Consider the following 21,956-nt stretch of genomic DNA (forward strand, 5'->3'; position numbering starts at 1 on the left):
GAAGCTGGATCAGCTTAGCCGAGGATCTTGCCCAGGTTCATGGCAACCATCTTGTCACCGCCAATCTTGATCTTGCCCATCATCACAGCCGTCATCGGGTTGACGGAACCATCCACCAAACCTTTGAAGGTCTTTGCAGAACAAGAGATTGTGCAATCTGCCTCTGCTTCTTCTGCACGCGCACCGTTTTCATCAACGATGATGGAGCCCTCATCCTTGATGTTGAGCGCGATAGACTTTGACATATCGACGCCATCAAGCTTGTCGTTGATTCCGGATACGATCTTCTGGATGAATTCGGACATCTGATCCTCTGGCTGTTTTTCTGTTTCGGGAGGGCAAACCCTCCAAATTATTTCAGCTACTTAACCACTATCTGTGGTGATAACAAGCGCCTCAAAGGTCTAGTATACGTAAACTGCTAGACCAATTCGTCATAGTGCCATGCAATATGGTCCTGCATAAAGGACGCAATGCAGTAGTAGCTGTGATCATATCCGCCATGCATGCGCAGGGTCAGATCAACGCCTTCATCCCGGCAAGCTTTCTCAAAGACCCAAGGTTTCAGCTGCTCTTCTAGGAAGCCATCAGCGGAGCCCTGATCAATCAGAATACGGCCTTTCCAGCCGCGGGACTTCACCAGCTCGCACGCATCATAGTTTGCCCAGGTGGAACGATCTTCACCCAGATAACCGGAGAATGCCTTCTCACCCCATGGGCAGTTGATCGGGTTCACGATTGGTGCAAAGGCAGAAACGCTTTTGAACAGGCCCGGATTTTTCATCGCAAGGGTCAACGCACCATGACCGCCCATGGAGTGGCCGGTGATGCCCAGAGCGCTCAGGTCAATCGGGAAGTGCTCTTCCAGAATCTCTGGCAGCTCCTGCGTGATGTACTCTTCCATGCGGTAGTGCTTAGCCCATGGCTCCTGCGTGGCATTCAGGTAAAAGCCAGCGCTTTTGCCCATGTCCCAGCCGTCATCGTCCGCCACGTCATCACCGCGTGGGGATGTATCAGGCGCAACGATGATCATGCCCATCTCAGCCGCAGCACGCTGGCTGCCTGCTTTGGTGACCATATTCTCCCAGGTGCAGGTGAGGCCGGAGAGGAACATCAGGGTAGGGCACTCTTCGCCGTTCAGCGCGCGGCGCGGCAGAAACACGGCGAATTCCATTGGCGTGCCGGTGGACTTGCTGTCATGGCGGTAAACGCGCTGCTCGCCATCAAAACAGCGCCAGCTTTGGATCAGCTCAATCATAATAGCTCTCTTACAGCGCATTCCCGAAAAGCGGCTCCGGTTTTCGGAAAAGAATACGCATTAAAATGAAGGTCTAAGCAGGTCGGATGCCCGCTTAGACCTTATCAATACGAAAAACAGAGGAAGGCTCTAGAACGTCACAACCGAACGGATGGACTTGCCTTCATGCATCAGATCAAACGCCGTGTTGATCTCTTCCAGAGGCATGGTGTGGGTGATCATGTGGTCAATGTCGATCTTGCCATCCATGTACCAGTCCACGATCTTCGGCACATCCGTACGACCACGCGCACCACCAAATGCAGTGCCTCTCCACGAGCGGCCAGTGACCAGCTGGAACGGACGGGTGGAGATTTCCTGACCAGCACCGGCCACGCCGATGATGATGCTCTCGCCCCAGCCTTTATGACAGCACTCTAGCGCCTGACGCATGGTGGTTGGGTGGCCGATACACTCGAAGGAGTAATCCGCACCGCCGCCTGTCAGGTCAACAAGGTAAGGTACCAGATCGCCTTCAACTTCCTTCGGGTTCACGAAGTCGGTCATACCGTACTTTTCAGCCAGGTCTTTTTTGGCAGGGTTCAGGTCCACGCCAACAATCTGGTCTGCACCAATCAGACGAAGGCCCTGCACAACGTTAAGACCGATGCCGCCGAGGCCGAACACAACAGCTTTACAGCCTGGCTCTGCCTTTGCTGTGTTGATCACAGCGCCAACGCCTGTGGTCACACCGCAGCCGATGTAGCAGACCTTATCGAACGGCGCATCCTGACGGATCTTCGCAAGGGAGATCTCTGGCAGAACGGTGAAATTGGAGAAGGTGCTGGTGCCCATGTAGTGGTGAACTTTCTCACCATTGATGGAGAAACGGCTGGTGCCGTCCGGCATTACACCTGCGCCCTGTGTCGTGCGGATGGACTGACACAGGTTGGTTTTTGGGTTGAGGCAGTACTCACACTCGCGGCACTCTGGCGTGTAAAGTGGGATCACATGATCACCCGGCTTCAGCGAGGTCACGCCTTTGCCAACTTCGCGCACGATGCCAGCGCCTTCGTGGCCCAAAATGGCTGGGAACAGACCCTCAGGGTCATCACCGGAAAGGGTGAAGGCATCCGTATGGCATACGCCAGTTGCCATAATTTCAACCAGAACCTCAAAGGGTTTCGGGCCTTCTAGCTGAACCGTTTCGATGGAAAGAGGGGCTCCGGCTTTATAAGCGACAGCGGCGCGTGTATCCATATTTTAAACCTATACGTCTTGTAATCGACCCACCGAAAATGGCAGGCCCTCCCCAAAGTTGTTGACTGTGGCGCACACCTCCCGCGTGTCACCACCAAACTTGCACCCACAACTTATAACGCGCAAAGACGCGAATTGCATCAGCCAATTCAGGAGTTTTGCTTAGAGATGAAAGTTCCTAACAAACAACATTTTTGAGTGCACAGAGCATTATTTCTCAACGTTGAGACATCAGCCGTAATAAGGTCCTGCAAAACCGATGCAAGTTAACGGTGGAAGAGGGCAATGTTTGAAGATCATTTGTTTCAGTCAGGAAAAATAAGTTGGCAGTTGCTCTTATATGGTTTTGAACATGACATTATCGACCGTAAACAACTCTCGGAGCTTGCCACTAAGTGGGTAGTTGAAGACGTCCTTGGGAAAGAGCAAAGCATCATATGTGCTGCTGAGTATTATGAAAGTGAAGTTGTTTATTCCACTTTGAAAGCTCTCACAGCGCAGGAAAATCAAGAAGCTTCAGTTTCCGAAATTTGGAGATATGTCTTACTGAAATCATTGATTTACTCCTGCATTCCAAATCAGGAGAAGATAGACCGATTGCAACAGCTCTATTCACAGTTTGATTATCCAGCTGACATGGAAAACTGCTCAATTTATTCGGCAAGTAAACATTGCCCTATCGAAGCTGCGCAGGATCTCATTACCAAAATGGAGAAACAGCAACTAAACGACCATAGGTGATCATCAACAGGATGAATATGCGAAGCGTCCTGCTACTCGCAAGAAAGGGCTTGAAATTCGATATTGTTGTCAGATTGTTGTTTTCAGGAGAAAATTATGAGTGGCCTGACCAAAGGTAAGATTCTCGAATTTTTGCAGAGCTATCCGGTTTACCTTCTGGCCCTGACGTTGGCTGGGGTCACCGCTTTTCTTGGCTTCTACCTGCTCGCCATCTTCCCACCTGTCGGCTTTGTGCTCCTGTACATTCTGCAGGACAGGATCCCGCTCACAACGTTCATCCCTTTCATCGCTGGCCCAGCCATACCGGCAGCCATCGCCTTCTACCTTATTCTCAAAAGAACGCGGTTGAGGCTTACCATTCCAGCAGTCCTGTTCGCCTACCTAGCTGGAAGCGCTACAGCCATCCTGCTTTTGCCTCTCATCGCAACACCATCGGTTACAAGGCTGGATGGTTTCCTGATTTTCCTCGGAATAGCTTGCACTGCGGGATACGCATTCGTTTACTGGTGGCGCATCCCTCAGGAACCTCACAGTCCTAAAGCAGATACTTGATCGCGAGGATGATCCCGCCGAGGAGGAGGAGGGTCTCCGCGACGATAACGAACAGGTGCTGATGGCCGAGGCTGACGAGAGTTTTCAGGGTGGTCATGACACCCAAAGCTGAAATCGCGATGACGAGGCACCAGGTGGACGCATCCACGAGGATCAGGCGTGGTGTTTCCGGTATCCAACCCAGTGAGTTGACCACGACCAGAGCAGCAAAGCCGAATGCGAAGTAGGGGACAGGGGCTTTGGCCTCCAGCGTGGCCGTCGTGGCCTTGCCTTTGGTATGCAGCCATTTGGCGGACCAGAGGGAGATAATGAAGATTACCGGCAGAAGCATCATCACCCGCATCAGCTTAACCACCGTCCCGATCTCACCCGCACTATCCGAGACAGCAAAACCAGCCCCGACAACCTGCGCCACATCGTGGATGGTTGCGCCAAAGAAGATGCCAAGCTGCACATCATTGAGGCCGAACATCTGGCCGATGCTGGGGTAAAGGATCATCGCAAGCGTGGAGAGAGCGGTGACGGCAATCACTGTAAACAGAGTGTTCTGCTCGTTCTCTTTGGAGCTCGGCAAGACAGAGGAAATCGCCAGCGCAGCGGAGGCACCGCAGATGCCAACAGCCCCACCGGTGAGCAGGCCGAAGCTGGCGGAACGACCCAATAAACGTGCCACGATGAGCCCAACAAACAGCATGGCAAGGACTGAAAGGATCACCAGCGCCAGTGTTTGCCAGCCGAGCTCAAGGATCTGCGCAAAGGAAACGCGCAGGCCGAGCAGGATCACGCCCAGACGCAGTACCTTCTTGGCCGCAAAACTCAATCCCGCCTGACAGTTGCCATCCTCATAAATGGAATGCACCGCCATGCCGATAAGCAAGGCGTACAGCATCACCGGACCGCCCTGATGCTCCGAGATGTAACGCGCGGCAATGGCGATCACTGTTGCGATGATGAGGCCGGGAATGATCTCTCGGCCCTCTTTCATCCATCTGGAGAAGAACGGGCCGGACCCTTCCGGCTGGTCTGGCAGGCTGGAATCGGCTGGCATGAAACGAACCCTTGCAATATCCCCGTGCCTCCAGTTGGAAACACGGGGAACAGCATAAGGATCCAGCATGGGGAAGTGGTTACGCCAGCCAAAGAAACAGCCACACCCCATGGCAATTCAGGGGTGTGACTTGCGTAAGTACACAGGCTTATTGCGTCTCGCTGGCCTCGGCGGGCTGAGCAGATCCACCAACAAGGCTGAGAGCCAGACCGGTGCAGGCGATGAACGCGGTGAGGGCGAGGATCAGCCAGCCGGTGTATTCAACAGACGTCACCAGACCAACCAGCAGGCCGGACAGTGGCAGGGTGAAGTTATTGAACAGGATAATCACGCCAACAGTTTTGCCGTAGTCCTCTGGCGGAATGATCTTCTGCCGGGCACTGCGGATGTAGACGTTGAACATGCTGTCGAAGCCAAGGATCACACAGTAGCCCAGCAGATAAATCCAGTAGTTGCTGGTAAAGCCCGTGATCACACCACCAATCACCAGTCCGCTGTAGGAGATGATCCCGATATGAGTAAGCTTAAGACGGCTCGCACCTGTGATCAGCAAAACCGCAAAGGTCGCAATCGCCCCGACAGATTGCAGCAGGGCGTAGTATTCCTCTGACTGCTCATAGAGGCCAGTGACCATACTGGCGGACGTTGCCAGTGTAACGCCGAAGACCAGATTGACCAGCGCGGTGAGCGCCACGATACGCTTCAGACCCGGCAGATAAAACAGGTGGTTGAGCGCGGTGCGGAAAGGTTTGGTCCAGTGACCTTCCAGCGGTTTGGCTTCCTTCAGCTCCACATCACTTAAGCGGCGCCAGATGGAGATGAGGGCATCGGCACTGACAAACAGAGCACCGGACATAACCACCACAATTTCCCAGCCAAACACGTTGAACAGTGCGGCGGCAATCACAGGGCCAAGAACCACGCAGATCTGATCCACGCTCTGCGCGTAGGACTGCACCTTGGTGAAGGCCACATCCTTGAAAATCTGCGGCAGCATCACTTCACGAGCCATGAACCCTTGCGTGGTGAGCACGCCGGAAAGCGCGGCAATGGCAACAATCCAGCCCACATGGGGCATGAAGTATTGACCAAGCAGACCTATGGCACAGACAAGCGAGCGGCCCGCCTGGGAGATACGCACCAGCGTGACGGGAGAAAAACGGTCCGCCAGAATTCCGCAGACAGGAAAGCACAGGATACGCGGCAGCGTTTCAGCGGCAAAGGCAAGACCGGAAAGCGAAACACTGCCGGTGGTTTGGAAGACAACAAGAGGAACGACGAAAAGCAGCAGCTGGTCCCCCAAACGGGAACCGAACATGGAGCCAAAGAACAAAAAAACGGAGCTTTTCACTCTGTATTCCAGACATAATTGGATGAGGAAACGAATAGGGGTGCTCGCGGCACAAGGTGATCCGCTGAAGATCAGGGGAGGTGGGGTAAGGCCATCAGCCTAAGAAGATCAGCTTGCAGGTTGCGTCGGCGAGTTATTTTTGTGTGGCGACCTTGTTTTGAAGGTCATCAAGGAAAAGAGAAACAGCCTCCTTGTTCAGGCGAAAATACACCCAGTTGCTGTTGCGCGTGGGCGTCACCAATCCAGCATTCACCAGCACCTTCATATGATTGGTCGCAGTGGGCTGAGAAATGCCGAGTTTTCGAGCAATTGCCCCCAAACACACGCCATGCTCAATCAGATCGCCATTCTTCTGCGGCGGAAAATGCGCAACAGGATCTTGAAGCCATTCCAGGATGGTCAATCTGTTCTCGTTGGCCAGTGTTTTAAGGATTTCAATCAAGCTCATGCGCCAACTATATAGCTGATTCCCTATATAGCAATCCAACAATATAGCTTATCAACTATATTCAAAATTCAGCTCTGAACATCCCCTGTCGCACCATGCACAATGCCATTGAAACCGTGCAGAAAATGGGGTGTTATTGGTTTATTGCTCTTCACTGTTTTTTTCAGAAAGCTCATTCTGTGCCGCATCTACAGCCGTTTATCACTCGCATGCTTTCCGCATTCCTCACCGTCTTCCTTGCAACAACAGGGGCAAAGGCCACGCAGTTCTATCCGCTATCGTTGGACCTGAAAGGAGAGGGGCAACCCGTTGTCGTGTTCATTCATGGCAACGGCAGCAACGCCTCAGCCTGGAGCAACATCGAACCGCAGATACGCAGCATGGGCGTGCAGACAGTCGTTTATGATCGGATCATTCTTGATCCTCACCCGATGTGGGAAGCGGGATATGCGGTTGAGCACGAGGCGAAAGACCTGATCACGGCTCTTTCCGACCTCGCAGATAATGCCCCCATCATTCTCGTCGCACATTCCTACGGCGGATACATCGCCAGTTTGCTGGTGGAAGAGCTGGAGAACGTGCAAGGCATCGTATTTGTCGATGCAGGCATCCCGCAGGATATGAGTGCGGAGCTGGTGAGTTTCGTATTGGCCGAATACATCCCACGCTTTGAAGCGCTTGAGAAAGCAGCACCTGAGCTGGCGAAAACCATCATCCCAATCATCAAAGCCTATCCAGCCACAGCACGGCGCATGGGGTCCGTTACCATCCCCCAGCATCTGCCTGTCATCGACATTGTAGCTGCAACCTCATGGGTGAAAGATGCAAAGGTTGTCGCGCAGATGCACAAGGCTCATGCAGAGTTCACCGCTGCCTCCCCGACCCGCACCAGTGTTTTCGCAAAGGGCAGCGGGCACAACGTGATGCAGGATAAACCGGAATATGTGATCGAGGCCATCAAACGCATGGTGGAACAGGTGAGGGGCAAATGAAACTCACCCACATCAACCTCGTTGCCCGCGATGCAAAGGCTTTGGCCGCGTTTTATGAGGCCGTGTTCCAATGCAAGCAAATGCGGCCAGCCAAAGTTCTGTCAGGTGAAAAGGTCTCCAAAGGGAACGGTCTGCCCAACTCCGAGATCCTCAGCATCTGGTTGACGTTCCCCGATTGCGACACGCCGTTTCTGGAGTTGCATCAACATGCCGCAACCGAAGACAGAGGTGTTGCGCCTGTGAACGCCACTGGCTTTGGTCACCTTGCGTTTCAGACGCCGGACCTTCATGAGTTGATCACGAAAGTTCTTTCCGCAGGTGGCAGCAAGCAGGGGGAGGTCACGAACTTCGGAACCTCAGAGAGACCACACCTGATCATCTATATGCGTGATCCTGAAGGCAACATTCTTGAACTGGAGCAGCCCTTTTGCACACCGGAGGAGGATTAGCAGCAATCCTCCGACCGCTGCCAATCGGTTTAGTTTCCTTGCTCCTAACCCGCTGGCACAAGGGCCAGTGCGCGGATCGGGCTGCCGGTGCCATTGGCAATCTTCAGCGGGGCTGCAATCAAGATAGCGCCTTTTGGCGGCAGCTTGTCCAGATTGGCAAGACTGGCAAGGCCGTAGCGGTTGGCTGCGTGCAGCAGATTATGTGCCGGATAAGGTGGTTCCATGCCACCAGCACAGCCTGCATCCGTGCCGATACACTCATTGCCCCAGCCAAGGATGCCCTTGGAGAGGAGATACTCGATGCAGTCTACCGTTGGCCCCGGAGAATGCGGGCCGTTTTCGTCTACGTTGAGAAACTTCGCTTCATCCGTATTGCGGTGATACCAGTCGCTGCGCATGACGACCCATTCACCGGCATTGATCTCGCCGTGTTCCGCCTCCCACTCTTTCACGCGGTCCGCTGTCAGCAGAAAATCTGCATTCTCAGCTGTCTCCGCAGAGCAGTCGATCACGTTCACAGGTGCCACAAAGTTTTGCGGTGAGATGGTGTCAGTATATCCATCTGCATAGTCTTTGCCGGTGATCCAATGATGCGGCGCATCAAAGTGGGTGCCTGAATGCTCACCCAGTTTCATCCAGTTCCATGCGAAGAACGGACCGTCCTCATCATACTCAGAGATCTTATGAATCTCCACTTTCGGCGTGTTTTTGGCAAAGTCTGGTGGCAGTTGCAAAATGGGCGTATCCGGCCCTAATCGGCCAGATAGATCAATCACCTCCACATCTCCGGAAATCAATTTCGTACCAAGGTCTTCCAATATGCTTTTGGTCAGCATCCCTCTTTCTCCCTCCCAGAAAGTGGTCGATCCTAAAGTGAGAAGCACACCGTCCCATGAGCTCCTCATGGGACTACGCTAACCAGATTTATATGTATATGCAAATATTATCAGGGATGTGTGACGTGCGACCAGAGCTAGGACTCCACGCAAGGTATAGATATCCTTCACTAAATCCGTATCTCTTTTCATGAAAGAGGACTGATTATCAGGAAGCAGCGTCAATCAGCGCTTTGGCAGCCTTCTTCGCTTCACCTGCCGGGTCATCACTGTTACCGAAATGCGCAGTAATAATCGCACCTTCCTGCAGCATCAGCAATTGGCGGGCCAGAGCTTCAGGGTTCTTTAGATGCGCCGCTTCCACCAGAGCCAGCACGCCCTGATACATGGTGTTGCGTTGCTCAACAGTTTGCTGATGGATCGGATGATCGGGCTCCGGATACTCGGAGCTGGCCTTGATGAACATGCAGCTTTTGAACGTGTCTTCGCGAAACCATTCACCCAGCACATCAAACAGCGCCAACAACTGCCCCTTCGGCTCACTGGCAAGCTCGCAGACACGCTTCGTCGACCAATCGTGAAACTGCTGCTCGCGCAAACCAAGCGCAGCCAGAATCAGGTCCTCCTTGCTTTTGAAGTGCTTGTACATGGAGGTTTTGGAAATGCCGGATTCAGCAACCAGCATGTCCATACCTGTGGCGTGAAACCCGTTTCTGTAGAAGGTTTCCATCGCCTTTTCTACGAGTTCATCCCGTTTATTTTTGCGCATACCAACCTCAAGGTTTACTGATCAGTACATATAACGAAATAAATATGGCCGAACAAGGGAATTCATTTTTATCGCGAAATCAAAGGGCTTCGTAAAAGCGAGTGATATGCATCACGCAGCTCGCAATTTGGTGAATTGACTAAATGAACAGATCGGTACACCTTGCTATCAGTAACTGTACCGATCAGTAAACAACAAGAGGCAACAAAAATGCTCAGTTTATCAATGCGCCCCATAACAGACGACGCTGCGGTAGCAAAAGTAAGAGCTGCGGAAGATGCGTGGAACTCACGCTGCCCGACAATTGTTGTCCGAAATGTTTCCCGCGATTGCCTGTGGCATGACCGGAATCAGACCATTGAAGGTCGGCCACAGATTATGGGTTTCCTTTCCGCCAAATGGAAAACCCAGCTCCATTATCGCCATATCAAAGAGCTTTGGAGCTTTAACAAAAACCGCTTCTCCATTCGCATCGTCAGCGAGTGGCGGACCATACACAACAAGTGGTTCCGCTCCTGCGGCAACGAGAACTGGGAGTTTGATGACAACGGTCTCATGAAGAAGCGGATCACGTGCATCACAGATACGGAAATCAACGAGAATGAGCGGCTCTTCGTCTGGCCCTTTGGTCGCCGCCCGGATAACCACCCCGGCCTTTCGGAGATGAACTTATAACGAGCTCCACAGGAGGAACGCGTCCATCCGCTTAGAGTGCCAAGCACGGCCCCATCGACTTGGCCTTCCAGAACACTGCGGACCTACCCCAGTTCCTCCAGCTCTCCCCAGAGCAGTGCGACGACTACTTCCTGCCCGAGGTAGTCGTCGCATTTTTTGTATCAGTCCCCATATGCAAGCATATTACTTCGTTTGTTGGGGGCTCCTATGCCAAAAGCTTTTGCTCAGATTGCCTTTACCTCTGCCGCTCAGAGTTTTCAGGACCGCTACGGAACCAAAGAGGCCTACGCCAGGTTTCTGGAAGGGGACGAGCTGAGCGGTCACACCATTGACCCGGACCATGCCACTTTCATTGAGAGCATGGACGGGTGTTATCTCTCAACTATTTCAGAGACCGGCTGGCCCTATGTGCAGTTTAAAGGTGGACCGCAAGGGTTTCTGAGGGTGCTGGATGACAGGCATTTTGCCTATGCAGATTATCGCGGCAACCGACAGTATCTGAGCGCCGGAAACATCTCCCAAAATGCCCGCGTATCCCTCATCCTCGTGAACTACGAGACGCAGGAAAGACTGAAGATCTGGGGGGAAGCTCGGATAGTGTCTTTGGATGAAGATCCTGACTTCGTGCTGGACTTGATGCCTCAAGATTACAAAGCCGAGCCGGAGCGGGCGATTATCATCAAAACTCTGGCGCTGGAGTGGGATTGCCCAAGGCACATTCCAAAGCGCACAACATCCAAATAACCCAAAACCACCCACCACCGCGGCTTCCACTCCGCAGTGGTGGGTCTTCGGCGACTGTTATGGACACACACATCGCCTACTAGGCTGGGTCGCGGCCAACCTTGGTTTTGGGGATCAGCCGGACGTGGTGCCCGTGATCCAAATTGTGGCGTCGCTGCGGTTAAACACCTTTGGCGAGAGCGAGATGCCGAGGCCCGGTGCGGTTGGGGCCAGCAGATAACCGTTTTCGAATACAGGCAGACCTTCCATCAATTCGCTGTACCAGCCGAAATAGAACGCCCGCACCATCTCCTGAACCAGAGCGTTTGGCAGGTTGATGGACAGGTGCACAGCAGCTGTCAGGAGGCCCGGACCGGTGCAATCATGCGGCGCAACGGGCAACTCGTAGGTTTCAGCCATGGTGGCTATCTTCTTGGCTTCCGTCAGGCCGCCACACCAACCGATATCCAACATGCAGACATCCGTTGCGCGCTTCTCAAACAGCTCGCGGAACGACCAGCGGGTGGCGAGGTTCTCACTGGCGGTGACCCAGGTCTCTGCCCGGCGGGCGTACTCAGCCAGCGCATCCACGTTGGTCATCTTGATTGGGTCTTCTAGCCAGAACACGTTGTAAGGCTTCAACGCACGCGCGATCTTCTCAGCCATGGGCAGGTTCCACACGCTGTGCAGCTCCACGTGAATGTCCATGGCATCGCCAACAGCTTCGCGGATTTGCTTGAAAGGGCGCAGGCCTGCCTCCAGATCTTCCGGTGAGATGTAGGTGCCGTTGGTTTTCACTGCGAACTGGTCAAATGGCCAGATCTTCATGCCGCGGAAGCCCATGTCCAGCAGGCTCTTGGCCAGTGCGCCCGCATCAGAAAGGAAGGCCTCCAGATCCTCATAGGGACCTTCGGCAACGGACTCCGTGCTCCAGTCTTCCGTGGTGTTGACCTGCTTGTCCTTCACATACTCGTAGCCCGCACAGGTGTTGTACGCGCGGATCTTATCGCGGCTTTTGCCCCCCAGCAGCTGATGCACCGGGACGCCGAGGGTTTTACCGGCAAGATCCCACAGGGCGATATCAATGGCAGAGGCGGCCCGCATTTCCGCACCTGTGGAGTTGAAGCCACAAATGGGATTGAGCAGCAGGCGGGAGATGGCGTCAATCTGGGTTGGGTCACGGCCAATCAGTTCATCTGCCAGTGTTTCATGGATGAAACCGCACACGGCATCAGAGCCATAAAACGTTTCGCCCAGACCAAAACTGCCAGCATCAGTGTGCACGCGCACCCAGGTTACATTGCGAAATTCTTTAAGATTGATGGTTTCAATGCCGGTGATTTTCATGGGGCTTCTCGAAAAAGGATCTAGGGGAATGGATGGAGTGCTCAATCGGAGGTGAGGCGGTCGCGTTCGTTCTGCATCACCACGTTGGCCAAGGAATTCTCGCGGATCTCTTCGTTCAGATCACTCAGGTCAAGGTCATAGGCGGCGCGGTCGATGATGCGCACAGAGGCTTTGCGGGCCGCTTCTGCATCCCGCAGGCGGATGGCTTCCAGCAGATGGCGGTGGCGTTCCAGACTGTCGCTCAGCTCACTCGCCGCTTCCGTGGTTTTCTTGATCAGCACGAACACCGCAGGCATGGTGCTGCGCCCGATCTGTACCCAGACCAGATTGTGTGTGGCCTGATAGATCGCCTCATGAAACTGAGTGTCGTACTGCTGAAAGTGCTTGCCGCGATAGATCAGGTCGTCCTTCTGCATGGCCGCATACATACCGTTCCACGCTGCCTCGATCTTCATCAGATCCTTGGCCGTGGCACGGCGGGCCGCTTCCATGGCGATGAAGGGTTCCACGGACGTGCGGAAGCGGAAAATCTCACGGGCGAAGATGAGCGTATTGCCGCCATACTGCGCAATCCATGTGGCCACTTGCGGGGAGAGGATGTTCCAGTCCTGATAGTCTTTGACGCGGGTGCCGAAGCCGGAGATGCGTTCGATGATACCGTGATTGGTGAAGGTGGCCAGCGCACTGCGCATGGTGGCACGGCTGACACCAAACTGTTCCGTCAGTTCCAGTTCCTTTGGCAGAAAGTCACCCGGTTTCAGTTCTGCCGAAAACAGCTGGCGAGCCAGTTCCTCGGTTATCTGATCTCGCAGATCCTGCGTGTATGTGGACACCATCGCGCTTCAACCTCATCAAAAGAGCAGAATGATAGGACTAGCCTAATCCATGTCTGACATACAATTAAATATGACTGAATACTTAGTTATCAACACGCATATCTGGATACAACTCAAGTTACCATGAGTTATTCTATGTTCTATAATTCAATATTTATAAATATAATTATTCCACATCACCTATAAATACTATTGACCCGCAACAACACCCAATATCAACTCAAATATTCCAGACATCAATACACCCAGAGCATCAATTTCACTAATGTCATCAATTGTTTAATCTGCGCAGCAAAGCAGAAGAGACGTAACAGTGCTCCAAACGGCATCACCAACTTCAGAGCAAACAGGGAGCAGGGGACCGTAACATCCGTCGGCTTCTGCTTGCGATGAAGCGGGAACACTACGGATGCCGGTTTTTCGTTTCAGGAGTCGTAGTCACACCGTTTGAAGAGACGTGCTCTGGTCTGGATCAGCATCTTTCGCCTCACCCTGATCTCTCAGTCGTGCATTTTCCGGATCCCACAGCGGGCCATCGGGTTGAACAACAGCCTTGTAGGGCTTGCCATAGATTTTGATGTTCAGCTCAGTTCCCGGTTCAACCAGATCAGCGCGCACCACACCCAGCGCGATGGAAGCATTAACCCGGTAGCCCCAGCCGCCGGAGGTGACTTCCCCGACCATCTGATCCCCCTGCCAGATGGTGGACATATACGGAGCATCGCAATCACCAGCCTCGACAATCATAGTCACGAAACGACGCTTCACGCCGTCTGCTGCCTCCTTCAGCAACGCAGCTTTGCCCGGGAAGTTTTGCGGTTTATTGAGCTTCACGAACCGGTCCAGCCCGGCCTCAAACAGCGTGTAGTCCGTTGAAAGATCGCCTTTCCAGCTGCGATAGCCTTTCTCCAGTCGCAAGGCATTAAGCGCATACATGCCGAAGGGTTTGGCACCAGAGCCAAGGATCGACTCATAGATCTCAGGCATGACCTCGTTGCTGGCATGGATTTCCCAGCCCAGCTCTCCGGCAAACGACACGCGCACCAGAAGCGCGGGCTTTCCAAGAACCGCTGTCTGTTGAAGGCTGAGCCAGCTGAGAGAAAGGTCTGCCTCTGTCATGCCGGAAAGCAACTGACGGGATTGAGGGCCGGTGACAATCAGCGTGGTGACGTCCCGCGTCTGATCTTCCAGCGACAATCCCTCCGGCAAGCGAGCATTCAGCAGCTCAAAGTCATGCCATTGGGCCAGAGCTGCGGTGATCAGCGTGAACTCATCCGCCCCATGCCGCAGGATCGACATTTCTGTCAGCACCCGCCCGCGCTCATCTGGGAAATAGCCCAGTGTCATGCGACCAACCTTTGGCAGTGCACCTGCAATCTGCTCCCGCAGCCAATCAGCGGCACCGTCTCCGGAGAGCTTGAACCTTGAAAACCCGGGCAGATCCAGCACGCCAACGTAATCGCGCACCGCTTCGCATTCTTCACGCACCCGCTGTTCCCACGGACCAGAGCGGGCCCAGGTTTGTGTCGCCTCTTCAGAGATGTCATCGCCCGCCTTTGCAAACCAGTTGGCGCGCTCCCAACCGTTGTAGGCACCCATCTGTCCGCCAAGTTCCAGCAGTTTGCTGTGGTTGGGGGAGAGTTTGCGGTCCCGCCCAGCAGGCCATTCGTGATGCGGGAAGTGCATGGCGTACTCGTGGCCGTACACCTCCTTGGCCTTATCGATGCAGTACTGCTTGTCCGTATAATCGGTGTAACGTCTTGGATCGACAGCCCACATGTCCCACTCGGTCTGCCCGTTGACGATCCATTCTGCCGCCACCTTGCCAGCACCACCGCCCTGCGCGATGCCGAAGGTGAAGGAATGGGCTTCAAACGCGTTGGGCACGCCGGGCATAGGGCCAATCATGGGCAGTCCATCAGGGGCGTAAGGAATAGGCCCGTTGATGTTGCGTTTCACCCCTTGCGTTCCCAGCAAGGGCACACGTGCCATGGCATCTTCGATGTAAAACTCGAGCCGCTCCAGATCATCAGGATAAAGCTGGAAGCTGAAATCCTCCGGCATGGGATCATCCGGTGTTGTCCATGCCGTCCGGCAAGCGCGCTCATACGGCCCCAGATTGAACCCACCCGTTTCCTGCCGCAGATAGTAGGAGGTGTCCGGGTCACGCAGCATGGGCAGTTTGCGGCCATGCTGTTTGGTCCAGGCTTCCACTTCGGGGATTGCTTCCGTCATGAAATACTGGTGGCTCATGGTGACGGTCGGCACGCTGCGCCCGCCATAAGGCTCAAACCATTCGCCCACACGGGCGGCATAATAGCCAGCCGCATTGACCACATACTCACAGCGGATCTCGCCCGCTTCCGTGCAGACGATCCATTCCCGGCCCTCCCGGCGCACGCCCGTGGCAGGCGTAAAGCGCAGAATGCGGGCGCCCAGATCACGCGCGCCCTTGGCAAGGGCCTGTGTCACTTGTGCAGGATCAATGTCACCATCCAGCGGATCCCAAAGCCCGCCTTCCAGATCATGAACCTCCATAAAGGGGAAATGCTGTTGCAGCTGATCCGGAGTGCACATATCCATAGTCAGGCCCATGTGTTCGGCCATAGCGGCCACGTGCTCAAACTCCATCATCCGTTCATGGCTGTGTGCCAGCCGGATGGCTCCGGTTACGTGATAGTTGATGGGATAGTCGACCTCTTCCGCCAGCCCGCGATACAGCTCCAATCCGTAGCGCTGCATGTTCATCACCGCGTAGCTGGTGGCGAAGTTGGGGCAGTTGCCCGCCGCATGCCAGGTTGAGCCTGCCGTCAGCTCGTTCTTTTCCAAAAGAACGCAGTCACTCCAGCCCATTTTGGCCAGATGATACAGCGTGGAAACGCCAACAACACCGCCGCCGATAATCACAACCCGCGCTGTATCCGGAATAGACATGCGCACTTCCTCCCAAAAACTATAAATCCATCAGGTAGTCCTCTCCCGCTTTTCTCTGTGAGGCGGGTATTGTTCTTTTCTGAAATCGAATGCTGAAGCTGCGCCGGATCTCCGGCACGACCTTAATAAACCGGCGGTGAAATCACCCAGATCGCAACAGCAGGCTCTGCGTAAGGGTTAGACCAGCGGTAAGACGTGTCCTTGATGCGAAAACTATCACCCGCCTCCACCGTGAACATGTCCTCGCCGATCCACACATCCAACCTGCCGGAGACCATGTAGGCCACTTCCTGCGTTGGCCGCGTGATCGCCTCACTGCGGTGAGAGCCGGGCTGAAACGTGGAGTGGATCATCTCAAAGCTGTCGGTCAGATCAGGAGAAACCAGCGTCTCCAGCAGGCCCTTGTCCCGCTCCCCAATCACACGGCGGTTGCCGGAGCGCACAACCCGGCCTTGCTCATTTTCCGGCGCCTCTGCATCTCCAAAGAACAGAGAAAGCTGAACACCAAACACCTCGGCAAACTGCTTTAGATCCGTATGGCGGGGCGTGGACTTGTCGCGCTCCACCTGAGAGAGCCAGCCCACAGAGCGGCCCATCTTCTTCGCAGTCTCTTCCAGCGTCATCCCGCGCGAGGTGCGGAGCGCCTTCAGATCCTCCCCCAATGTGCTGCCAACTGTCATGACTCATGATTCCGTGAAAAATTTTCTGATATTTTCACGAGAAGCCATGAAATTTTCAAGCATTTTTTCACGCACAGCGACCCGATCGCTTGTATTCCCGGACAATCTATCTCCATTAACTCCACCTAATCAGCAACTTAGGGAATTTGGCAGCTTGCCTATATTAGGCGCTGCAAATATATCACTACCCTCTTATTTTTCAGGAGAGCGGTTCCGCTGCACAAACCAGTTCGTTAGGGTCAGGCATAGCCATTTCTTTGATTTTTCTGCCGTTCAGCATGTCCGTGCTGGCCGGTTCATGTTCTGAACTGAGGCATCTATGCATAATTTAAGCGTTAACGTGGTCGGCGCCGGCATCACCGGAGCAATGATCGCGTACAAGCTCGCGCGTCTGGGTTTCAAAGTCACTTTGTTTGATGCAAACCACTGTGTGGGTGGAGATGTCTCACGCGTTTCCTTTGGCTGGATTGGCCATATCGCCAATGATCCTATCGAGAGCCCGGAACGGTTCCCCCTGCTGACCGATGGCATAGCGCGCTACAAGACACTGAATGCTGAGTTTGACGGCGCTCTGTTTGGAGCCAACAACGGCGCTATCGTCTGGCGCGCAACACCGGAAGAAACGCAAGACCTGATTAACCGCCAACAGCAGGCAGGCACCCGCACGCGCCTCATGAGCAAGCAGGAACTTCAGGACCTTTTGCCCGCACTCAGCAATCCGCCAGAGTTTGCAGCCTATTCAGAAGAGGATGTCTGCTGGTACCCGCCTAAAGTCATCGAAAAGCTGGCTGATGCTCTGCCCCGTCTGGGCGGAGAGGTGGTGCTGAATAGCTCAGTGAGTGCACTGGATGTCACCGACCATAACTGCAACGGCATCCGCATGAATGACGAGGTCTTTGCCAGCGACTTCACCGTGCTGGCAACGGGCGGCAGCAACGGCAACCTGATCGCTCCGTATGAGCCGGACCACGGCCTTTACACCTCACCAGCCACGTATATCGAAATCAGCGCAGAACTGCCAGAATACACCCCTGTGCTGCTAACGCCGGATATCGAGATACGCAGCCTGGGTCTGGGCAACTTTGCACTGGCAGAAGATCCGCCGGAAACGGATGATCCCGCCGAGCTGGAGCGTATGGGCGCACGGCTGGTGCAGGCCGTCAAAGACACCTTCACCAGCGCCGGTCAGGTGGAACTGCTGTCCATTCAGGTCGGCCAACGCCCCGCCAGCCGCTCAACTGAGCCTCTGGCCCGCCCTATCAACGGCTTTACCAACGCCTTCGTCGCAGGCAGCCACCCCGGCGTCATCCTCGCCCCCCTGATCGCAGAAAAAATCTGCACCCAGATCACAGAGCAGGCGTTGTCCCGCTCGGTGGCTTAGGAGTGTCCGTTCAGGCGTTAAGCACGCAGCCAGGCATCATTGGAAAGGTGGAGTTCCTGCCTGCTTTCAGTCTCTGACGCATTGAGAGACTGAATGGTTGCGCGCCAGAGCTTCACCAGTTTGATGAAGGTGTCGAGCTTCTCTTCCAGCTGCTGAACCACGAGGTTTTGAGCGGAAAATCGGGAGTTCAGCGCCGGTTGATTATCACCTTCTGTCATCGCCAGAACCGCATCACCAGTGCCTTTGCCCAGCAGGTTGGCCTGAAGCAGCAAACGATATCCGGCTTCACGCTTGTCTTTCTGGATGTCTGGCAGAAGAGCAAACAGGATTACCTCATCCTGATTGTTTACACCCAGAGTGAGGGTAAACTCGTCTTCAACCTCAAAAGAGCACAAACCTTCCTCATCCAGCTCAAGGTTTGGCAGGCCGATCTTTTCGCCCAGCTCGGCAAGGAGTGTTGCAGCGTATTTCATTTTTCTTTCCTCACATGGCCTCAGGCTTCACCAACGGTTTTACCGGCGGCATAACTGTGCTCGTCAAAGTAATCCAGCGTGGCATCAAAAGCGCTTTCCTTGGCGCGCTCCAAGGCTTCACCGGTCTCAGTGCCATCGTAAAGCTCGATAAACTCATTAAGGTCAGAGACATAACTTGAAGAGTCGATCTGTGTTCCATCCGGCTTTGCACGGGCGAGGCCAAGATCAAGCCCCAGCGTGCCATCCAGCTCCTGCCCGACCCAAAGGGCCTCATGGATTGAGTGACCGCCATCAAAGTTCAGGAACATGGTATTGGCGACCATGTAGTCTTTGGAATCCGGGATCAGATCCGGGTTTGGGGAGGTATGCCGGAGATAATGCAGGAAGTGCAAGTTTAGGTTGGTAGATCCGGACACACCGGAGGCAAACGGAATGCCGCGAGACAGGGCTTCCACCTGCGACTTGCTCGGCTCCTGCAATTTCGGCAGGTTCACATCCGCGGGGTGCGTACTTGGGATCTTATCTGGGTCACCCTCAAACGTGACACTGCCGGGTTGATAGCCAAGCGTAATCCCAGCATGCGCACTCTTTGGCGTGTCCGTGCGGCCAACCTTAGGACGATCTTCTCGTTTCAGGTCTGGATCTTCCGGCGCGTTGGTGCGGTTGGCTTCCTTGCAAATCCCCTGATAGGCCTTGTTTGCCACCTTCACATAAGCCGGCAGGTCCGCAACTTTTTTACCGTTCATGACGAGCGGCTGGCGGTCTTCAGGCACTGTTTTGGTCAGCAGAGCATGCAGGGCAACCGTGCCTTTCACAACCAACATCGGGACGGCAATGGCGTCATAGCCGTTGCGGGTAGGTGCACTCAGAAACTTGTCCAGATTAGTCAATGCATCCTGACGGGGACCTTGCACGAACTCCATCAGTTCTGGACATTCCGGCATCCAGAAGCGTTCGTTGCCAGCCATCATCTTGTGCATTGTCATCGCGGTCTGGTTCTGCACCCGTGGGGTCTGGATGGAGATCACATCTCGTAGGCCGTCTTTCACCAGCTGCGCTGAATCCATCACCGGCTGCGGGGTATCTTCCACCAGATCAGCAATGAACGTACTGTCGAGCACACGGGAGTAAATCGCATCGTGCAGGCGGGTCAGCGGTGGGTTGTCGCTTTTGCCCAACTGGCTCTGCAGCACCTTGGTCTGGTCGGCAAGATCCTTGAAGCCAATCTCTTCAAGCCTGTCCCCAACCACGGTCAACAATTCGCGGGTTTCCGGTACAGAGATCCTATGGCCCAGCACCTGATCCTTCACATAGCCATCAACTTCGGCCAACAGGTCCGCAGTTGCCGGGTCCAGATCCGGGTTTTGAGCCTCGTCTCTGATCAACGCCAGAAGATGGGTGGTAACCTCACCCGGCACGCGGGCCACTTCGCCGCCTTGTGCTGCATTCTGGGTGCGGACGCTTTCCGGATAGACGAGCGTGGAATGCACAGCTTTAAGCGCAATCGGCACGGCTTCTTTCAAAACAGCGTCATCTGAACCGCCGAGGAAGCTCAGGGACCGAACAAGACTGGAAATACCATCCGCATCCGCTGTCTTTGCAAGTTCAACAATGCGAGCTGTCAGTACTTCAGCTGCCTTCTTTGGGTCATCAGGGATCGCAGCCCCTTCAAAAAAGGTTTCCAGCGTCAGCCGTGTGCCGTAGGCATGTGCTTCCTCAAACAACGCTGCCACTTTTTCCTGCGCCTGCTGAGAGGCTTTGCTTGGCACATGAAGAAGAGTCGCAAGCACACTGGATTTCGGCAGGTGAGGTTTGGTTGAAAGGAAGTGATCTACCACCTTCTCAGTCACTTCAGTGCTGAAGTAAGAGTTGAGCTCACGCTTGATCTCGCCCAGGACAGCCTCGTGCTGAGCAGTTTTCTTCGTCACATAGTTGAGCGAGTATTCAACGATACGTTCGCTCGGCTTTGGCGGCACGACATCGGCATACTGAGCCACATTAGGCTGCGGGGCAGGTGGCTGTGAGTTTGAAACAGATAGATTTGATCCGGTCATGCGAGCACCATCACTTTACGAATAACATTCCGCCGGAAACTGTAGAAACAGGCCCGGTCCACGCTTTTATGAATCCTCTTAAAAGCTTTGGCTTTTCAGGTCTGTGCTGACAGGCACTCTCTCAGATTGTAGCCGTAAAAAAGATGGAGGACGCGACACAGGCCAATGAAGGGCTTCACCTCCCGACAAAGCTGCCCAAACAACAGAAAATCCAATTTTATTACAAAACTACTTAGTTACATAAATAGTCACTCTTTGAATATTCCAAATAGCCATTTCATTTACTAGATTTCGCACCTTGGTTTTCCTTATTTCTCCTGTATAGCTATTCCTAGTCTTGTTGTTTTCCTTTCAAATCACCGGGTTCAACGAGTAGGGTAACGGCCACATGTTTTCATTGAAGGGCAAGAAAGCCCTTATTGTTGGGGTGGCGAACAGCCAGTCCATTGCATGGGGATGCGCCAAAGCCATGAAGGCTCAGGGTGCGGAACTGGCACTTACATACCTGAATGACAAAGCAAAAAAGCATGTGGCCCCGCTGGCAGAAGAAGCCAACGCCGCCATTTTTGCGCCGCTGGATGTGACCCAGCCCGAGCAGGTGAATGCCCTTTATGAGCAGATCGAAAAGGTCTGGGGCACACTGGATATTCTGCTTCATTCCATCGCCTTTTGCCCGCAGGCCGACTTGCATGGCCGCGTGGTGGATTGCTCGGCAGAAGGGTTTGGCGTGGCCATGGACATTTCCGTGCACTCCTTCCTGCGCCTGATCCGCAAATCCGAACCGCTGATGCCGCCGGGCTCCAGCGTGATGACCGTGACCTTCCACGGCTCGGAAAAGGTGATCAGCCACTACAACATCATGGGTCCGGTGAAAGCCGCGCTGGAAAGCACCACACGCTACGTGGCGGCAGAGCTGGGCCAGAAGGGAATTTCCGTCAACGCGCTGTCTCCCGGCCCGTTGGCTACCCGCGCCGCAAGCGGCATCGCCAGCTTTGACGAAATGCTGGCAGACGCCACCGAGCGCGCGCCCACACGAAAACTCGCAAGCATTGAAGACATTGGCGCTTATGCCGCCTTTCTGGCCAGTGATGAAGCCCGCAACATCACTGGTGTGGTTCACCCCATTGACGGCGGTTACCGCATCATTGGCTAGGCAGGCACCGAGGTAGA

Annotated in this window: 22 protein-coding genes; 8 read left to right on the top strand and 14 right to left on the bottom strand. The window is 54.3% G+C overall.

Annotated elements, in window-relative coordinates; genetic code table 11:
• Positions 1–14 precede the first annotated feature (14 nt).
• The 3 genes from QT397_01790 to QT397_01800 form a co-directional block, all read right to left on the bottom strand.
• A complete protein-coding gene (locus QT397_01790; GenBank protein ID WNZ53765.1) occupies positions 15–305 on the bottom strand; it encodes an SCP2 sterol-binding domain-containing protein in 291 nt (96 codons plus the stop codon).
• 116 nt (positions 306–421) lie between these two features.
• Positions 422–1,258 (bottom strand): S-formylglutathione hydrolase, encoded by an 837-nt coding sequence (gene fghA / locus QT397_01795; GenBank protein WNZ53979.1) that lies wholly within the window; start codon positions 1,256–1,258, stop codon positions 422–424.
• Positions 1,259–1,387: 129 nt separating this feature from the next.
• On the bottom strand, positions 1,388–2,497 hold the full coding sequence (locus QT397_01800) for an S-(hydroxymethyl)glutathione dehydrogenase/class III alcohol dehydrogenase (GenBank protein ID WNZ53766.1): 1,110 nt from the start codon (positions 2,495–2,497) through the stop codon (positions 1,388–1,390).
• 285 nt (positions 2,498–2,782) lie between these two features.
• On the opposite strand from QT397_01800, the gene QT397_01805 reads away from it, so the two are divergent.
• Entirely contained in the window at positions 2,783–3,238 is a 456-nt protein-coding gene (locus QT397_01805) for a DUF2247 family protein (GenBank protein WNZ53767.1), read from the top strand.
• 96 nt (positions 3,239–3,334) lie between these two features.
• Complete coding sequence (locus tag QT397_01810; protein ID WNZ53768.1) at positions 3,335–3,790, top strand: hypothetical protein; 456 nt, start codon at positions 3,335–3,337, stop codon at positions 3,788–3,790.
• Here the strand turns inward: QT397_01810 and QT397_01815 are convergent.
• From QT397_01815 to QT397_01825, 3 genes are all read right to left on the bottom strand, one after another.
• On the bottom strand, positions 3,774–4,838 hold the full coding sequence (locus tag QT397_01815; GenBank protein ID WNZ53769.1) for a putative sulfate exporter family transporter: 1,065 nt from the start codon (positions 4,836–4,838) through the stop codon (positions 3,774–3,776). The two genes, QT397_01810 and QT397_01815, sit on opposite strands and share 17 nt — an antisense overlap.
• Positions 4,839–4,986: 148 nt before the next feature.
• Positions 4,987–6,189 carry an MFS transporter gene (locus tag QT397_01820; protein ID WNZ53770.1) on the bottom strand — a complete coding sequence of 401 codons (1,203 nt, stop codon included), beginning with the start codon at positions 6,187–6,189 and terminating at the stop codon, positions 4,987–4,989.
• A gap of 133 nt (positions 6,190–6,322) precedes the next feature.
• Entirely contained in the window at positions 6,323–6,637 is a 315-nt protein-coding gene (locus tag QT397_01825) for a metalloregulator ArsR/SmtB family transcription factor (GenBank protein WNZ53771.1), read from the bottom strand.
• A gap of 95 nt (positions 6,638–6,732) precedes the next feature.
• Here QT397_01825 and QT397_01830 point away from each other — a divergent pair, with 95 nt between their 5' ends.
• Together QT397_01830 and QT397_01835 are read left to right on the top strand one after the other, a co-directional pair.
• Positions 6,733–7,629 carry an alpha/beta hydrolase gene (locus QT397_01830; GenBank protein ID WNZ53772.1) on the top strand — a complete coding sequence of 299 codons (897 nt, stop codon included), beginning with the start codon at positions 6,733–6,735 and terminating at the stop codon, positions 7,627–7,629.
• Positions 7,626–8,078: a VOC family protein gene (locus tag QT397_01835; protein WNZ53773.1), complete on the top strand. Its 453-nt coding sequence runs from the start codon at positions 7,626–7,628 to the stop codon at positions 8,076–8,078. Before QT397_01830 ends, QT397_01835 begins: the two co-directional genes overlap by 4 nt.
• Positions 8,079–8,122: 44 nt before the next feature.
• Here QT397_01835 and QT397_01840 read toward each other — a convergent pair whose 3' ends face one another.
• Together QT397_01840 and QT397_01845 are read right to left on the bottom strand one after the other, a co-directional pair.
• Positions 8,123–8,914 carry a cyclase family protein gene (locus QT397_01840; protein ID WNZ53774.1) on the bottom strand — a complete coding sequence of 264 codons (792 nt, stop codon included), beginning with the start codon at positions 8,912–8,914 and terminating at the stop codon, positions 8,123–8,125.
• Positions 8,915–9,122: 208 nt separating this feature from the next.
• Positions 9,123–9,683 (bottom strand): TetR family transcriptional regulator, encoded by a 561-nt coding sequence (locus QT397_01845; protein WNZ53775.1) that lies wholly within the window; start codon positions 9,681–9,683, stop codon positions 9,123–9,125.
• 210 nt (positions 9,684–9,893) lie between these two features.
• On the opposite strand from QT397_01845, the gene QT397_01850 reads away from it, so the two are divergent.
• The gene (locus QT397_01850) at positions 9,894–10,358 is read left to right on the top strand and encodes a DUF1348 family protein (GenBank protein ID WNZ53776.1); all 465 of its coding nucleotides are present in this window, start codon (positions 9,894–9,896) and stop codon (positions 10,356–10,358) included.
• 207 nt (positions 10,359–10,565) lie between these two features.
• A complete protein-coding gene (locus QT397_01855; GenBank protein ID WNZ53777.1) occupies positions 10,566–11,102 on the top strand; it encodes a pyridoxamine 5'-phosphate oxidase family protein in 537 nt (178 codons plus the stop codon).
• A 114-nt stretch (positions 11,103–11,216) separates the two neighbouring features.
• Here the strand turns inward: QT397_01855 and QT397_01860 are convergent, their stop codons facing one another.
• From QT397_01860 to QT397_01875, 4 genes are all read right to left on the bottom strand, one after another.
• Positions 11,217–12,428, bottom strand: a complete 1,212-nt coding sequence (locus QT397_01860; GenBank protein ID WNZ53778.1) for a mandelate racemase/muconate lactonizing enzyme family protein — start codon at positions 12,426–12,428, stop codon at positions 11,217–11,219.
• Between the two features lie 41 nt (positions 12,429–12,469).
• Positions 12,470–13,264 (bottom strand): FadR/GntR family transcriptional regulator, encoded by a 795-nt coding sequence (locus QT397_01865; GenBank protein WNZ53779.1) that lies wholly within the window; start codon positions 13,262–13,264, stop codon positions 12,470–12,472.
• A gap of 438 nt (positions 13,265–13,702) precedes the next feature.
• Positions 13,703–16,198, bottom strand: a complete 2,496-nt coding sequence (locus QT397_01870) for an FAD-dependent oxidoreductase (GenBank protein WNZ53780.1) — start codon at positions 16,196–16,198, stop codon at positions 13,703–13,705.
• Between the two features lie 122 nt (positions 16,199–16,320).
• Positions 16,321–16,878 (bottom strand): XRE family transcriptional regulator, encoded by a 558-nt coding sequence (locus QT397_01875; GenBank protein WNZ53781.1) that lies wholly within the window; start codon positions 16,876–16,878, stop codon positions 16,321–16,323.
• Positions 16,879–17,197: 319 nt separating this feature from the next.
• On the opposite strand from QT397_01875, the gene QT397_01880 reads away from it, so the two are divergent.
• A complete protein-coding gene (locus tag QT397_01880) occupies positions 17,198–18,259 on the top strand; it encodes an FAD-binding oxidoreductase (GenBank protein ID WNZ53782.1) in 1,062 nt (353 codons plus the stop codon).
• A 17-nt stretch (positions 18,260–18,276) separates the two neighbouring features.
• Here QT397_01880 and QT397_01885 read toward each other — a convergent pair whose 3' ends face one another.
• The gene (locus QT397_01885) at positions 18,277–18,732 is read right to left on the bottom strand and encodes a CesT family type III secretion system chaperone (GenBank protein WNZ53783.1); all 456 of its coding nucleotides are present in this window, start codon (positions 18,730–18,732) and stop codon (positions 18,277–18,279) included.
• A gap of 20 nt (positions 18,733–18,752) precedes the next feature.
• A complete protein-coding gene (locus QT397_01890) occupies positions 18,753–20,786 on the bottom strand; it encodes a hypothetical protein (GenBank protein ID WNZ53784.1) in 2,034 nt (677 codons plus the stop codon).
• A 388-nt stretch (positions 20,787–21,174) separates the two neighbouring features.
• Between QT397_01890 and fabI the strand changes: the two genes are divergently transcribed.
• On the top strand, positions 21,175–21,939 hold the full coding sequence (gene fabI, locus QT397_01895) for an enoyl-ACP reductase FabI (protein ID WNZ53785.1): 765 nt from the start codon (positions 21,175–21,177) through the stop codon (positions 21,937–21,939).
• The last annotated feature ends 17 nt before the right edge of the window (positions 21,940–21,956 follow it).

Source organism: Microbulbifer sp. MKSA007, from assembly GCA_032615215.1.
Lineage (GTDB): Bacteria > Pseudomonadota > Gammaproteobacteria > Pseudomonadales > Cellvibrionaceae > Microbulbifer.